This window comes from Curtobacterium sp. SGAir0471, from assembly GCF_005490985.1.
In the GTDB taxonomy this organism is placed as follows: domain Bacteria; phylum Actinomycetota; class Actinomycetes; order Actinomycetales; family Microbacteriaceae; genus Curtobacterium.
The window spans coordinates 1,754,477-1,768,686 of record NZ_CP027869.1; the positions used below are offsets into that span (position 1 = coordinate 1,754,477).

General features: G+C 70.8%; 15 protein-coding genes. 14 read left to right on the forward strand and 1 reads right to left on the reverse strand.

Annotated features, from left to right (window positions below):
• Positions 1–701 precede the first annotated feature (701 nt).
• Positions 702–935 carry a hypothetical protein gene (locus C1N91_RS08150; protein ID WP_137767334.1) on the forward strand — a complete coding sequence of 78 codons (234 nt, stop codon included), beginning with the start codon at positions 702–704 and terminating at the stop codon, positions 933–935.
• A 147-nt stretch (positions 936–1,082) separates the two neighbouring features.
• On the opposite strand, the gene C1N91_RS08155 is transcribed toward C1N91_RS08150, so the two are convergent.
• Positions 1,083–2,111 (reverse strand): glycoside hydrolase family 6 protein, encoded by a 1,029-nt coding sequence (locus C1N91_RS08155; protein WP_137767335.1) that lies wholly within the window; start codon positions 2,109–2,111, stop codon positions 1,083–1,085.
• Between the two features lie 172 nt (positions 2,112–2,283).
• On the opposite strand from C1N91_RS08155, the gene C1N91_RS08160 reads away from it, so the two are divergent.
• From C1N91_RS08160 to C1N91_RS08220, 13 genes are all read left to right on the forward strand, one after another.
• Positions 2,284–2,826, forward strand: a complete 543-nt coding sequence (locus C1N91_RS08160) for an adenine phosphoribosyltransferase (protein ID WP_058727872.1) — start codon at positions 2,284–2,286, stop codon at positions 2,824–2,826.
• 94 nt (positions 2,827–2,920) lie between these two features.
• Positions 2,921–4,909: a threonine--tRNA ligase gene (thrS, locus tag C1N91_RS08165; RefSeq protein ID WP_137768730.1), complete on the forward strand. Its 1,989-nt coding sequence runs from the start codon at positions 2,921–2,923 to the stop codon at positions 4,907–4,909.
• Positions 4,909–5,607: an HIT family protein gene (locus C1N91_RS08170; RefSeq protein WP_175415963.1), complete on the forward strand. Its 699-nt coding sequence runs from the start codon at positions 4,909–4,911 to the stop codon at positions 5,605–5,607. The genes thrS and C1N91_RS08170 overlap by 1 nt, the downstream gene beginning before the upstream one ends.
• A 12-nt stretch (positions 5,608–5,619) precedes the next feature.
• Positions 5,620–6,540 (forward strand): pyridoxal 5'-phosphate synthase lyase subunit PdxS, encoded by a 921-nt coding sequence (gene pdxS / locus C1N91_RS08175; RefSeq protein ID WP_058727871.1) that lies wholly within the window; start codon positions 5,620–5,622, stop codon positions 6,538–6,540.
• Positions 6,537–7,130, forward strand: a complete 594-nt coding sequence (gene pdxT / locus C1N91_RS08180; protein WP_137767336.1) for a pyridoxal 5'-phosphate synthase glutaminase subunit PdxT — start codon at positions 6,537–6,539, stop codon at positions 7,128–7,130. Before pdxS ends, pdxT begins: the two co-directional genes overlap by 4 nt.
• Before the next feature lie 198 nt (positions 7,131–7,328).
• Positions 7,329–8,093, forward strand: a complete 765-nt coding sequence (locus C1N91_RS08185) for a YebC/PmpR family DNA-binding transcriptional regulator (protein WP_058727869.1) — start codon at positions 7,329–7,331, stop codon at positions 8,091–8,093.
• 4 nt (positions 8,094–8,097) lie between these two features.
• Positions 8,098–8,775, forward strand: coding sequence for a crossover junction endodeoxyribonuclease RuvC (gene ruvC, locus C1N91_RS08190; RefSeq protein WP_137767337.1), 678 nt, complete (start codon positions 8,098–8,100; stop codon positions 8,773–8,775).
• A gap of 10 nt (positions 8,776–8,785) precedes the next feature.
• Positions 8,786–9,406, forward strand: coding sequence for a Holliday junction branch migration protein RuvA (gene ruvA, locus C1N91_RS08195; RefSeq protein ID WP_137767338.1), 621 nt, complete (start codon positions 8,786–8,788; stop codon positions 9,404–9,406).
• Positions 9,403–10,431 carry a Holliday junction branch migration DNA helicase RuvB gene (ruvB, locus tag C1N91_RS08200; RefSeq protein ID WP_137767339.1) on the forward strand — a complete coding sequence of 343 codons (1,029 nt, stop codon included), beginning with the start codon at positions 9,403–9,405 and terminating at the stop codon, positions 10,429–10,431. Before ruvA ends, ruvB begins: the two co-directional genes overlap by 4 nt.
• 160 nt (positions 10,432–10,591) lie before the next feature.
• Complete coding sequence (locus tag C1N91_RS08205; RefSeq protein ID WP_137767340.1) at positions 10,592–10,987, forward strand: preprotein translocase subunit YajC; 396 nt, start codon at positions 10,592–10,594, stop codon at positions 10,985–10,987.
• Positions 10,988–11,077: 90 nt separating this feature from the next.
• On the forward strand, positions 11,078–12,826 hold the full coding sequence (gene secD / locus C1N91_RS08210) for a protein translocase subunit SecD (RefSeq protein ID WP_137767341.1): 1,749 nt from the start codon (positions 11,078–11,080) through the stop codon (positions 12,824–12,826).
• The gene (secF, locus tag C1N91_RS08215) at positions 12,826–13,830 is read left to right on the forward strand and encodes a protein translocase subunit SecF (RefSeq protein ID WP_137767342.1); all 1,005 of its coding nucleotides are present in this window, start codon (positions 12,826–12,828) and stop codon (positions 13,828–13,830) included. Before secD ends, secF begins: the two co-directional genes overlap by 1 nt.
• A complete protein-coding gene (locus tag C1N91_RS08220; RefSeq protein ID WP_137767343.1) occupies positions 13,830–14,192 on the forward strand; it encodes a rhodanese-like domain-containing protein in 363 nt (120 codons plus the stop codon). Before secF ends, C1N91_RS08220 begins: the two co-directional genes overlap by 1 nt.
• Positions 14,193–14,210: the final 18 nt, after the last annotated feature.

Genomic DNA, 14,210 nt, shown 5'->3' on the forward strand with positions numbered 1-14,210 from the left:
TCCTGCGTCGTCCTCGTGTGTCCCGCGACGCAATTCCAGAAATGTTCGAGAAAGGGGTTGCGCTCGCATTCCCGGCCCCGATAGTGTTCACGAGCATCACCGGCTGTACGAGACCGAGAGGGGGCCGACACAATGATGATCTTCACGACGAACCCGTTCCGTGGAATCCGTGGGATCGGCGGCACCCCGCTCCGGTCGCACTGACGCGGGACGTCCCGCTCCAGCCGTTCCCCTCGGTCGCCGAGGCGACTGCACCGCTGCCGTAATGGCGTGGTGACACCGCACCGGTCGACCCGGCACAGCCCTGCTGCGCCGTACCCCACCTCCAGCGCCCGCTGCGGCCGCTCGTCGTCCTGACGGGCGTCCGAGCGGTCGGATGCCCGTCCTGACGGCAGCCGCGCGCTCGGCGAGTGGATCGAGGTCGGACCGCGAGCGGACGACGTCTCCCGCGACGGATCCACGCGGTGACCGCAACCGGTCATCGACAATGCAGCGTGGCGCATTCCTGCGCGCCCTGCGATCATTCTCGCCCGCATTCCTCGGGCGTTCTCCCGAACCCGTTCCCGACGCATTCGTGCGCTCGGCAGTCGGGCTCACCGTCGTGCCCTCGGGCACGCAGTATCCGTGCCCTCGGGCACGCGGAATCCATGCCCTCGGGCACCCACCAGTCATGCCCTCGGGCACACACGAAAGGCACCATCGTGTCGAACGACATCGACGTCCGTCCCCCCGATACCCGCGCGGTGCGCCGCCGGGTCACCCTCGCCGACCGCATCGCCCTCCGGATCGGCATGTCGCTGATCATCTGGAGCCGTCGGACGCACCACGTGCGCCCCTCGGTCGACTTCGCCACCCGGCAGCGGCTCGACCGCGAGCGGCGTGAGCGCGAGCTCGACCTGCTCGTCCGGAGCGCCGCGATGCACATGTGGCGCTGACCAGCGCCGCACCGCGCGCACTCGGCGGCGGTCCGCCCCGCGGTCGAACCACGGAGACGACATCGAACCAGCGTGCGCGCCTGGTTCGATGTCGTCCTCCTGGTTCGGCGCCGGGAGCACGCGGCGCTGCCGACCTCCCGGCCGCGCTCAGCGCTTCCGGTTCGCCACCAGTGCGACGGCGTACGACGGGAACCACGTCCCCGCCGCCGGTCCACCGTTGCAGGTCCCGTCGCTCGCACCCGGCGTCTTGATCCAGAGCAGCGCGTCGAGTCGTGTCCGTCCCGCAGCCACCTGCGGACTGCGGCCCAGGCCGGCCCCCGTCGGGTTGCACCAGGTGCCGAGCCACCCGCGGGCGTTCCGCGACGTGTCGATGACGTACCGCGCACCACCGGTCAGGGCGCTGAGCCGCTCGGCGTACGCCCGCTCGCCGTCGACGCGGTAGAAGTTCGCCACGTTCGTGAAGAAGCCGCGGGCCTCGGCGATGCCGGCCTCCCGCAGGTACGTCGCCTGCAGCTCGGGGCTGTTCCAGTTCTCGTTCCCACCGTCGAGGTAGGTGGGGACGCCCGCGGCGGCGTACTCGTGCACGGCCCCGGCGATGATCCCCGGGCGCCGCTCGCGTTCGGCGGTGCAGGAGCTCAGGTGGGACAGGGAGTCCGGCTCCACGATCACGACCGCCCGGTGCCCCCTGAGGTCGGCCGCGATGCGACGGTTCCACTCCGCGTACGCCGTCGGGGAGAGCCCGCCCGCCGAGTACCCGCCACAGTCGCGGTTCGGGACGGCGTAGGTGACGAACACCGGTGTCCTCCCGACCTGCTCGGCGGCGGCGAGGTTCCGGGCGATCACCCGGTCCAGTGCGTCGCCGGTGTACCACTCACCCAGCCAGATCGCGACCGGCTGCTGCGCGATGGTCCTGGCCGCTGCCGCCTCGGTCGCCGTCCCCGACGTGCTGAGCGCCGTCGCCGCCTGCGCGGCCTGGCTGTCCGGCTGCACGAACAGTCCGCCCGCGAAGACCTGCCCGGGCGTCGCGGTGTGGAGTGCTGCGGGCGGCAGCGGTGCGACGGCAGCTGCCGACGCGGCGGTCGGCGTGGTCACGACGATCGTGCCCGCGACCGTCGCGGCGAGCGCGGTCGCGAGCGCGAGGGCGCGCGCGACCGTCGTCCTGGTCCTCGAGTGCATGGTCCCCGTCCTGTTCCCGTCCGAGCGGGAACGATCCGGACGCCCCTTGCGCCCGTTCCACCTGTCGCAGACCATGAGAACCCACGGACCGGTACCCCGGCGATCTCCAGAACGAGGGACAGGCGTCGTCCCGGCGCACAGAGCCACCCTCGCCGTCGCGTACCGTTGTGCGGTGACCGAAACCGCAGCTGCACTCGTCGAACGCCTGACCGCCATCGTCCCGGACTTCCCGAAGCCGGGCATCCTGTTCCGCGACGTGACGCCGGTGTTCTCCGACCCGGTGGCGTTCGGTCGCGTCTGCGAGGCCCTCGCTGCACCCTTCGCCGTCGGCGCGGGCTTCCAGGCGGTCGCCGGGATCGAGGCCCGCGGCTTCGCGCTGGCGGGTGGCATCGCGGCGCAGCACCAGGTCGGCGTGCTGACCGTCCGGAAGGCCGGCAAGCTCCCCGGCGAGGTCCTCAGCGAGCAGTACGCACTGGAGTACGGCGAGGCCGAGCTCGAGCTCCGCCCGGGCCAGCTCCCGCAGGGCACACGCGTGCTCGTCGTGGACGACGTCCTCGCGACCGGCGGCACCGCGGCGGCGACGATCACCCTGCTCGAGCGCGCCGGGTACGAGGCGATCGGCTTCGCCTCGCTCCTCGAGCTCGACGGGCTCTCGGGCCGGGAGCGCCTCGAGCCGCGCCTGCCCGTCACGACGCTCGGCCGCGTCCCCGCCTGAACCGCCGCGGCCGCGCACTAGTCTTGACCCACCCCTGAACCAACCGAGGAGCACCACGATCGTGACCGACGCAGTCGCACCCGAGCCCGCAGACCTGCCCCAGGCACCCGAGCCCCGCACCGCGACGACGGCCACGACGGGCACCGAGCTCTTCGACGGCGAACGCGGCGTGGTGGCCATCCGTGTCGACGGCGTCCTCAAGGACCTCGCCGCCGACGTGCAGGCCGGTGAGACCGCCGAGGCCGTGACGCTGCAGGAGCAGGACGGCCTGGACATCCTCCGGCACTCCGCCGCGCACGTGCTCGCCCAGGCCGTCCAGCAGGCCAACCCGGACGCGAAGCTCGGCATCGGTCCGCCCGTCACCGACGGCTTCTACTACGACTTCGACGTCGCCGAGCCGTTCACGCCCGAGGACCTCAAGGCGATCGAGAAGGGCATGGACCGGATCATCCGCCAGGCCCAGCGCTTCCGCCGCGTCGTCGTCACCGAGGACGAGGCGCGCGAGCGCATGGCGGGGGAGCCCTACAAGCAGGAGCTCATCGGCCTCAAGGGCGCAGCGGCCGAAGGCGATTCCGGCGAGAGCGTCGAGGTCGGCGCCGGCGAGCTCACGGTCTACGAGAACGTCGACCCGAAGTCGGGCGAGGTCGTCTGGCAGGACCTCTGCCGCGGCCCGCACGTCCCGCACACCCGGTGGATCGGCAACGCATCGAAGCTCATGCGCGTCGCGGCCGCCTACTGGCGCGGGTCCGAGAAGAACCCGCAGCTCCAGCGCGTCTACGGCACCGCCTGGCCGGACAAGGACCAGCTGAAGGCGTACCTCGAGCGCCTCGAGGAAGCGGCCAAGCGCGACCACCGCAAGCTCGGTGCGGAGCTCGACCTGTTCTCGTTCCCCGACGAGATCGGCTCCGGCCTGGCGATCTTCCACCCGAAGGGCGGCATCATCCGCCGCGAGATGGAGGACTACTCGCGCCGCCGGCACGAGCAGGAGGGCTACTCCTTCGTCTACACGCCGCACATCACCAAGGGCGATCTGTTCGAGCAGTCCGGCCACCTCGGCTGGTACAAGGACGGCATGTTCCCGGCCATGCACATGGACGAGGCCCGCGACGAGGACGGCAACGTCACCCGCCAGGGCGCGGACTACTACCTCAAGCCGATGAACTGCCCGATGCACATCTTGGCGTACCGCTCGCAGGCCCGGTCCTACCGCGACCTGCCGCTGCGGATGTTCGAGTTCGGCACCGTCTACCGCAACGAGAAGTCCGGCGTCATCCACGGCCTGACCCGTGTCCGCGGCATGACCCAGGACGACGCCCACATCTTCACCACGCAGGAGAAGATGAAGGAGGAGCTGACCACGACGCTCGAGTTCGTGCTCTCGCTGCTCCGCGACTACGGCCTGGACGACTTCTACCTCGAGCTCTCCACGAAGGACCCCGAGAAGTACGTCGGCGACGACGAGGTCTGGGAGGTCGCGACGAACACCCTCCGCGAGGTCGCCGAGGAGTCGGGCCTCGAGCTCGTCCCGGACCCCGCCGGCGCGGCGTTCTACGGCCCGAAGATCTCCGTGCAGGCCCGCGACGCGATCGGCCGCACCTGGCAGATGTCGACCGTGCAGCTCGACTTCAACCTGCCGGAGCGCTTCGAGCTCGAGTACACGGCACCCGACGGCTCCCGGCAGCGCCCGGTGATGATCCACCGCGCCCTGTTCGGCTCGATCGAGCGCTTCTTCGGCGTGCTCACCGAGCACTACGCGGGGGCGTTCCCGGCGTGGCTGTCCCCGGTGCAGGTCGTCGCGATCCCGGTCGCGGCGGAGTACGGCGACTACCTCGACGAGGTCGTCGCGAAGCTCCGGTCGCACGGCGTCCGTGCCGAGGTCGACCACTCGGACGACCGCATGCAGAAGAAGATCCGCACGCACACCAAGGCGAAGGTGCCGTTCCAGCTCATCGCGGGTGGCGACGACCGCGACGCCGGTGCGGTCTCGTTCCGCTTCCGCGACGGCCGCCAGGACAACGGCGTCCCGGTGGACGAGGCGGTCGAGCGCATCCTCACCGCCATCCGCGACCGCGCGCAGGTCTGATGGACGAGGCGCAGCCGGGAGGCACCGAGCACGTCCCCGGGACCGGTCACGTCGTCGACGCGGCCGGCTCCGGGGCCCCCGGTGCGTCCGCCACGTCGGCTCCGGCAGGTGCGATCGGCGCCGCGGGCACCGGCGGCACCGACGACCCGCTGGTGATCCGCGACGCCGCGACGGGTGCCGCGGTGCCGGACGCCTTCCAGCGGCTCTGGAACCCGCACCGGATGGCGTACATCGACGCCGGGCGCGAGGGGAAGGGCCGCGGGCACGAGGACGACTGCCCGTTCTGCGAGGCGCCGCAGAAGTCCGACGAGGACGCCCTCATCGTCGCCCGCGGCGAGCACGCCTACGTGCTGCTGAACCTGTACCCGTACAACAACGGTCACCTGCTCGTCTGCCCCTACCGCCACGTCCCCCTCTACGACGAGGCCACCGCGGACGAGACCCGCGAGATGGCCGCGCTCACGCAGACCGCGATGCGCGTCCTGCGTGCGGTGTCGCACTGCGACGGCTTCAACATCGGCATGAACCAGGGCGAGATCGCCGGCGCCGGGGTGGCCGCGCACCTGCACCAGCACATCGTGCCGCGGTGGGCGTCCGACTCGAACTTCTTCCCGATCATCGCCCGCACGAAGTCGATGTCCCAGCTGCTCGGGGACACCCGCCGACTCGTCGCCGAGGGCTGGCCCGCTGCGGACTAGACTGTCGGCATCATGAGCGACAGCACCAGCACCTCGGGCACCAACGGCACCTCGATCACCGGCTCCGACCGCGTCAAGCGCGGCCTCGCCGAGATGCTCAAAGGTGGCGTGATCATGGACGTCATCGACGCCGAGCAGGCCCGCATCGCGGAAGAGGCCGGCGCCACCGCCGTCATGGCCCTCGAGCGCGTCCCCGCCGACATCCGCGCGCAGGGCGGTGTCGCCCGCATGTCCGACCCGTCGATGATCGAGGAGATCATCGCCGCGGTGTCGATCCCGGTCATGGCGAAGGCCCGCATCGGCCACTTCGTCGAGGCCCAGGTGCTCCAGGAGCTCGGCGTCGACTACATCGACGAGTCCGAGGTGCTGTCGCCCGCCGACTACGTCAACCACATCGACAAGTGGAACTTCACCACGCCCTTCGTCTGCGGTGCCACCAACCTGGGCGAGGCGCTCCGTCGCATCACCGAGGGCGCCGCCATGATCCGCTCCAAGGGCGAGGCCGGCACCGGTGACGTGTCCGAGGCCACGAAGCACATCCGCACCATCTCCAAGGAGATCGCGGCGCTGCGGTACCTCAAGGAGGACGAGCTCTACGTCGCCGCGAAGGAGCTGCAGGCCCCGTTCGACGTCGTGAAGGAGGTCGCACAGACCGGCAAGCTCCCGGTGGTGCTGTTCACCGCCGGTGGTGTCGCGACCCCGGCCGACGCCGCGATGATGATGCAGCTCGGCGCGGACGGCGTGTTCGTCGGCTCCGGCATCTTCAAGTCGGGCGACCCGGCCAAGCGCGCCGCGGCGATCGTCAAGGCCGTGACCTTCCACGACGACCCGAAGGTCATCGCCGAGGTCTCCCGCGGGCTGGGCGAGGCCATGGTGGGCATCAACGTCGCCGACGTCCCCGCCCCGCACCGCCTCGCCGAGCGCGGCTGGTGAGCGCCCGACCCCGCATCGGGGTCCTCGCGCTACAGGGCGACTTCCGCGAGCACATCGCGTCGCTGACGGAGCTCGGCGCCGACGTGGTGCCGCTCCGTCGGCCCGAGGAGATCGACGCGCTCGACGGCGTCGTGATCCCCGGCGGTGAGTCGAGCGTCATGGACAAGCTGTCCCGGACGTTCGGTGTCGCCGAGCCGCTCAGCGCGGCGATCCGTGACGGGCTCCCCGCGTACGGCACCTGTGCCGGGATGATCATGCTGTCGTCCCGGATCGCCGCTGGGATCCCGGGGCAGCAGACACTCGGCGTGCTCGACACCACGGTGCGCCGCAACGCGTTCGGCAGCCAGAACGACTCCTTCGAGACCGACATCCCGATGCCGGCACTGGGGGAGGCCCCCGTGCACGCGGTGTTCATCCGCGCACCCGTGGTGGAGCAGCACGGCGACGGCGTCGAGGTCCTCGGTGCCCTGGCCGACGGACAGGTCGTCGCGGTGCAGCAGGACAACGTGCTCGCGAGCGCGTTCCACCCCGAGGTCGCCGGCGAGGACCGTTTCCACCGCCGCTTCCTCGACCTCGTCCGCTCCGCCTGACCCCCCCCCGCTCGAACGACGCGGAAGGGAACCAGGTTCCGGACACGGAACCGCGCTGCTTCGTGGTGCCGTGTCCGGAACCAGGTTCCGCGGGGATGGCGGAGCGGACCGGGTCGGGCGCGACCCGCGGGGCGGCGGCGATCCGCGCCTCCCGGCCGGTACACTGGTGCGGATCTTCCGCTAGACGCAAGGAGCACCGTGTCCGGGCATTCCAAGTGGGCAACGACCAAGCACAAGAAGGCGGTCATCGACCAGCGCCGTGCGAAGTCGTTCGCCAAGCTCATCAAGAACATCGAGGTCGCCGCGAAGATGGGCGGCGCGGACCTGTCGGGCAACCCGACGCTGGTCGACGCCGTGCAGAAGGCGAAGAAGACCTCGGTGCCGAACGACAACATCGACCGCGCGATCAAGCGCGGCGCCGGCCTGACCGGTGAGTCGATCGAGTACACGACGATCATGTACGAGGGCTACGGCCCGAACGGCGTCGCCATGCTCGTCGAGTGCCTCACGGACAACAAGAACCGTGCCGCGGCCGAGGTCCGGACGGCGATGTCCCGCAACGGCGGCACGATGGCCGACCCGGGCAGCGTGGCGTACAACTTCTCGCGCAAGGGCGTCATCTCGGTGACGAAGACCGACGGCCTCGACGAGGACACCGTCATGACGGCCGTGCTCGACGCGGGTGTCGAGGACGTCATCGACCAGGGCGGTGGCTTCGAGGTCATCACCGAGGCGACCGACCTCGTCGCGGCCCGCACCGCGCTGCAGGACGCCGGGATCGACTACGACTCCGCCGACGCCGAGTTCGTGCCCGGCGTGAAGGTCCCGGTCGACGCCGAGACGGCGCGCAAGGTGTTCAAGCTGATCGACGCACTCGAGGACAGCGACGACGTGCAGAACGTCTACGCCAACTTCGACATCCCCGCGGACGTCCAGGCCGAGCTCGACGAGGACGAGGACTAGTCCGGTGCTCCGCGTGCTCGGGGTCGACCCCGGGCTCACCCGGTGCGGTGTCGGTGTGGTCGAGGTCACACCGAACCGGCGCGCACGGCTCGTCCACGTGACGGTCGTGCGCACGCCTGCGGACATGGCGCTGGAGCAGCGTCTCCTGCGCATCGCTGACGGCATCGCCGCCGAGATCGACGACCACCGCCCCGACGCGGTGGCCGTCGAGCGCGTGTTCGCGCAGGCGAACGTCCGCACCGTCATGGGCACCGCACAGGCGGCGGGGCTGGCCCTGCACGCCGCGGCGGCCCGCGGTCTCCCCGTCGGGCTCCACACGCCGTCCGAGGTCAAGGCCGCCGTCACCGGGTACGGCAACGCCGACAAGCGCCAGGTGCAGACGATGATCGCGCGGGTGCTCGGCCTCGACGAGGCGCCGAAGCCCGCCGACGCCGCCGACGCGCTCGCGCTCGCGGTCTGCCATGCCTGGAGGCTCGGATCACCGGATCGCGTCGGCCCCGGCCCGTCGACGCTCACGTCGGCACAGCGGGCCTGGCGGGACGCGCAGGCCGGGGCCGCGGACTCCCCGCTGGCGCGCGCTGCCGCCGCTGCGTCGCGCCCGGGCGCCGGTGGCGCAGCCGCTGCACGCCTGGGTGCCGCTGCCGCCGCGCGGCGGTCCGGTTCCGTCGGTGGGCGGCCCTAGGCTCGTGGGCATGATCGCGAGCCTCCGGGGAACCTGCATCGACGTCTCCGGATCGGCCGTCGTGGTCGAGGTCGGGGGAGTGGGGTACGCCGTCACGGTGACGCCCGCGCACGCCCTGACGATGCGCCAGGGCACCGAGGTGTTCCTGCGCACGGCGATGATCGTGCGCGAGGACGAGCACCTGCTCTTCGGGTTCGAGTCGGCCGACGCCCTCCAGGTGTTCGACCTGCTCCGCAGCGTCTCCGGCGTCGGGCCGAAGTCGGCGCTCGGCGTCCTCGCCCACATGGACCCGGCGCAGATCGCGAACGCCGTCGCGAGCGAGGACGACGCGGCCTTCCGCAAGGTCTCCGGCATCGGCCCGAAGACCGCGAAGCTCATCACGGTCGCCCTGTCCGGCAAGCTCGTCGCGTTCGAGCAGGCCCCGACGGCCGCGGTCGGCACGGGCACGGCGGCGCACCCCGCGGCGGTCGACGTCGTCTCCGCGCTCGTCGGGCTCGGCTGGCGTGAGGACGCCGCGCAGTCCGCCGTCGACGCCGTCGTGGCGAACGACCCGGGCGCCGCGGCCATGGGCACGCAGGCGCTGCTCCGCGCCGCGCTCGGCACGCTGCGGCCCACGGGAGCGGGACGGTGAGCGGCATCACCTCGGCCGGCGCCGAGTCGCAGGAAGAACTGGCGTTCGAGGGCGCGCTGCGTCCGAAGTCGCTCGACGAGTTCGTCGGCCAGCGCAAGGTCCGCGGCCAGCTCGACCTGCTCCTCAAGGCCGCGGCGCTGCAGGAGCGCACGCCCGACCACATCCTGATGGCCGGCCCGCCGGGGCTCGGCAAGACGACGCTCGCGATGATCGTCGCCCACGAGTCCGGTCGTCCCCTGCGGATGTCGAGCGGCCCCGCGATCCAGCACGCCGGTGACCTGGCCGCCGTGCTGTCCTCGCTGGTGCCGGGCGAGGTCCTGTTCATCGACGAGATCCACCGCATGGCGCGCTCGGCGGAGGAGATGCTCTACCTGGCGATGGAGGACTTCCGCATCGACGTCATGGTCGGCAAGGGTGCCGGCGCGACGAGCATCCCGCTCGACCTCGCACCGTTCACGCTGGTCGGAGCGACGACCCGCGCGGGCCTCTTGCCGAACCCGCTGCGCGACCGGTTCGGCTTCACGGCCCACCTCGAGTTCTACGAGAAGGACGAGCTCGAACAGGTCCTCATCCGGGCGGCACACCTGCTCGAGTTGCAGATCGACCGGTCGGCGTTGCGCGAGATCGCCGGGCGCTCTCGCGGCACCCCGCGCATCGCGAACCGACTGCTGCGTCGGGTCCGCGACTACGCCCTCGTGCACCGCACCTCGGACGGCATGGCCGCGGTGCAGGGTGCCCTCGACCTGTACGACGTCGACGAGCTCGGGCTCGACCGACTCGACCGCGCCGTGGTGGAGACGATGCTCACGCGGTTCGACGGCGGTCCGGTCGGCCTGAACACCCTCGCGGTGTCCGTCGGCGAGGAGTCCGAGACGATCGAGTCGGTCGTGGAGCCGTTCCTGGTCCGCGTCGGGCTCGTGACCCGGACGCCCCGCGGCCGGATCGCGACGCCGCAGGCCTGGCGCCACTTCGGGATCACCCCGGGCGAGGGCGTCGGCGGGCAGCCCGGGCTGTTCGACGACTGAACTCGTATGCAGTATTCTGAGTGATCAGCAGCATCATCGTGGGACCACGCTCAGGTGGCTGCCCGATCACGGACACGCCCGTGCCCTAGACTGCTACGGCCCGAAGCCGAGCAACGTCCGCTCCGGCTGGATCCGAGCAACCAGAGAAGGCAACGCCCCCATGGACCAATCACTCTTCCTCATCGTCATCATCGTCGCGTTCGCCGCCTTCATGTTCTACAGCAGCCGCAAGCGCAAGAAGCAGCAGGCGGAGCTGCAGACGAAGATGGTCCCGGGCGCCCGCGTCATGCTGTCGTTCGGTCTGTACGGCACGCTGCTCTCGGTCGACGACGAGAAGGTCACCGCCGACGTCGAGATCGCGCCGGGAACGGTCGTCACCGTCCACCGCCAGACGCTGTCGCGCGTGGTCGACGAGAACGCGTCCGACGTCGAGACGGCCGTCGTGGCCGATGACGACACCGCGGCGCCGAAGCCGGTCGCCGAGCTCAACGGTGAGCCGGTCTACGGCGAGCGGGTCGACGAGACCGACCCGAACAAGCGCAAGACCGAAGACTGACGCCCTCGGTCGCCGGGTCAGCAGACCCGGCGACCCCCACCGCCGCCGGCCGCGTCGCCGTCGGTCCTGAACAGAAAGACGAGACGACCGGTGGCACGATCGACACCCGTCAAGAAGGCGCTGCGCTCGCTCACCTGGTTGGTGATCATCATGGCGGCCCTGGCCGGCCTGAACACCGCTGCGTCGGTGCTCGCGGCCAACAGCAAGGACGACACGAACGAGTGGTTCGCCGGTGCGAGCTGGGTGCCGGAGCTGGCACTCGACCTGCAGGGTGGCACGCAGCTCACCCTCGCCGCGCAGAACACCGAGGGCGGGTCCGTCACCTCGCAGCAGTTGAACCAGGCGGTCAACATCATCCGCCAGCGCATCAACGCGACGGGCGTCTCCGAGTCGCAGATCAACACGCAGGGCACGAACAACATCGTCGTGTCCATCCCGGGCAAGCCGGACAAGGCGACGATCGACCGCATCGAGGCGGCCGCGAAGCTCACCTTCCGTCCGGTGCTCTACACCGAGGCCGCGACGAACACGGCGGTCGGCGGGGACGGAGCGACCGCGTCGCCCACGCCCTACTCGCCGCCCGCGTCGCTCGAGGCGACCCCGAGCACCAAGCCGACGAACGGCAGTGACCTCTCCCAGGTCACGCCGGCGCTGCAGGACCTGTACACGAACTACAACTGTGCGGCCCCGGACGACGTCACCACGGCGCCCGACGACGAACCGCTCGTCACGTGCGACCAGGACGGCACCGCCAAGTACATCCTCGGCCCCGTCGAGGTGTCCGGTTCGGGCATCAGCAACGCGACCTCGGGCCTCGCCACCGACTCGCAGGGCGCGACCACCGGGCAGTGGGCCGTCAACCTGACGTTCTCGGGCAAGAGCTCGGAGGACTTCCGCGACGTCACGAGCCGCCTCGTCAAGCTCCCGTCGCCGCAGAACCAGTTCGCGATCGTGCTCGACGGCACCGTCATCACGGCGCCCGCCTCGAACGCGGCGATCACGAACGGCAAAGCCCAGATCACCGGCAACTTCACCGCCGAGTCGTCGAAGACCCTGGCGGACCAGCTGAAGTACGGCGCCCTGCCGATCAACTTCCAGGTGCAGTCGAACGAGCAGATCACGGCGACCCTGGGCACGGCCCAGCTCGTCGGCGGACTCGTCGCCGGTCTGATCGGTCTGATCCTCGTCGTGATCTACTCGATCATCCAGTACCGGGCGCTGGCGTTCGTGACGGTGCTCTCGCTCGGTGTCGCAGCGGCGCTGACCTACCTGGTGATCGCGATCATGTCGTGGCGGGTCGACTACCGCCTGTCGCTCGCGGGCGTCGCCGGTCTCATCGTCGCCATCGGCATCACGGCGGACTCGTTCATCGTGTACTTCGAGCGCATCCGTGACGAGCTGCGGGACGGCCGCGGGCTCGAGAGCGCGGTGGAGTCCGGGTGGAAGCGCGCCCTGCGCACGATCCTGGCGTCCGACTCGATCAACTTCCTCGCGGCGGTCGTGCTCTACATCCTCGCCGTGAGCGACGTGAAGGGCTTCGCGTTCACGCTGCTCCTCACGACCCTGATCGACGTGATCGTGGTGGTGCTCTTCACCCACCCGATGATGCAGCTCATCGCCCGCAGCCGGTTCTTCGGCGAGGGGCACCGGTTCAGCGGACTCGACCCGTCCGCCCTCGGCGCGGTCTACCGCGGCCGGGCGCAGTTCCGTGCGCCGGTCGTGGACGGCAAGCGCCAGCGCAGCGCGGGCGAGGCCCAGCGCCGCCAGACGATCGCAGAGCGGAAGGCCCAGCAGGCCTCCGGCGGCAACGGCTCCACGCCGGACGGGAAGGACGACTGATGGCCAGCTTCAGCCAGTTCGGCAGCGACCTCTACACCGGGAAGCGCTCCTACGACATCGTCGGGCGCCGGAAGACCTGGTACCTCATCGCCCTGATCGCGATCGTGATCTCGCTCGTGGTGCCGTGGCTCCGCGGCGGATACCACCTCGGCATCGAGTTCACCGGCGGGTCCGAGTTCACGATCTCGAACGCGAAGACCCTCGACCAGTCGATCGCCACGCGGACGGTCGAGTCGGTCGTCCCCGAGGGGATCCCGCGCGTCTCCCAGCTCGGTCAGGACGGCATCCGCGTCCAGACCGAGCAGCTGACGGACCGCGAGACGACCGAGGTGCAGGACGCCCTGGCGCAGGCCTACGGCGTGTCCGAGGACCAGGTCGCCTCCACCTACATCGGTGCGACCTGGGGTGCGGACGTCCTCGCGCAGGCGATCCGCGGTCTGGTCATCTTCCTCGCGCTGGCGGCCGTCGTGATGGCCCTCTACTTCCGCACGTGGAAGATGTCGGTGTCCGCCATGGTCGCGCTGCTGCACGACCTGCTCATCACCGCCGGCGTCTACGGCATCGTCGGACTCGAGGTCACGCCGGCCGCGGTGATCGGCTTCCTCACGATCCTCGGCTACTCGCTGTACGACACCGTCGTGGTGTTCGACAAGGTGCGCGAGAACACCTCGCAGGAGTCGCACCGCACCTTCGTGCAGTCGGTCAACCTCGCGGTCAACCAGACGCTCGTGCGCTCGATCAACACGTCGGTCGTGGCGCTGCTGCCGGTCGCGGCGATCCTCTTCATCGGGTCGTACGTGCTCGGTGCCGGCACGCTGCGGGACATCTCGCTCGCGCTCTTCATCGGCATCATCGTCGGCACCTACTCGACGATCTTCATCGCCTCGCCGATGTACGCCCACCTGCGCGAGAACGAGCCGAAGGTCAAGGAGGCCGACGCGAAGAAGACGCGCGCGGCCGAGAAGCGCCAGCGCGAGCTCGACGCCGCGGCCGAGGTCGTCTGATGGCGGTCGAGGTGCACGACGTCGACGTCGCCGAGGCACGTCGGCGGCTCGGTGCGGGCGCGCGCCTGTTCGACGTGCGCGAGCAGGGGGAGTGGGACGAGGTCCACGCACCCGAGGCGACCCTGGTACCGATGTCCGAGCTCGTCGCGCGCTGGCAGGAGATCGACGGCGGCGACCAGCCGGCGATCGTCGTCTGCCACTCCGGCGCCCGGTCCGCGCGGGTCGTCGCGGCCCTCGAGCAGTCGGGGGTGCCTGCGGTCAACCTCACCGGGGGCATGGTCGCCTGGGAGCAGGCGGGCCAGCCCGTCGTCCGGGCCGCAGGGGCCGACGACGCCCAGGGCGAACCGCGTCACGAGCACTGACCGGACGCGCGTAGGCTT

Bases quoted from the DNA above. Each gene is read 5' to 3' on its own strand.
- C1N91_RS08155 (WP_137767335.1), bottom strand. From the start codon at position 2,111: ATGCACTCGAGGACCAGGACGACGGTCGCGCGCGCCCTCGCGCTCGCG.
- C1N91_RS08170 (WP_175415963.1), top strand. From the start codon at position 4,909: ATGGACGAGGCGCAGCCGGGAGGCACCGAGCACGTCCCCGGGACCGGT.
- pdxS (WP_058727871.1), top strand. From the start codon at position 5,620: ATGAGCGACAGCACCAGCACCTCGGGCACCAACGGCACCTCGATCACC.
- ruvA (WP_137767338.1), top strand. From the start codon at position 8,786: ATGATCGCGAGCCTCCGGGGAACCTGCATCGACGTCTCCGGATCGGCC.
- C1N91_RS08205 (WP_137767340.1), top strand. From the start codon at position 10,592: ATGGACCAATCACTCTTCCTCATCGTCATCATCGTCGCGTTCGCCGCC.
- secF (WP_137767342.1), top strand. From the start codon at position 12,826: ATGGCCAGCTTCAGCCAGTTCGGCAGCGACCTCTACACCGGGAAGCGC.
- C1N91_RS08220 (WP_137767343.1), top strand. From the start codon at position 13,830: ATGGCGGTCGAGGTGCACGACGTCGACGTCGCCGAGGCACGTCGGCGG.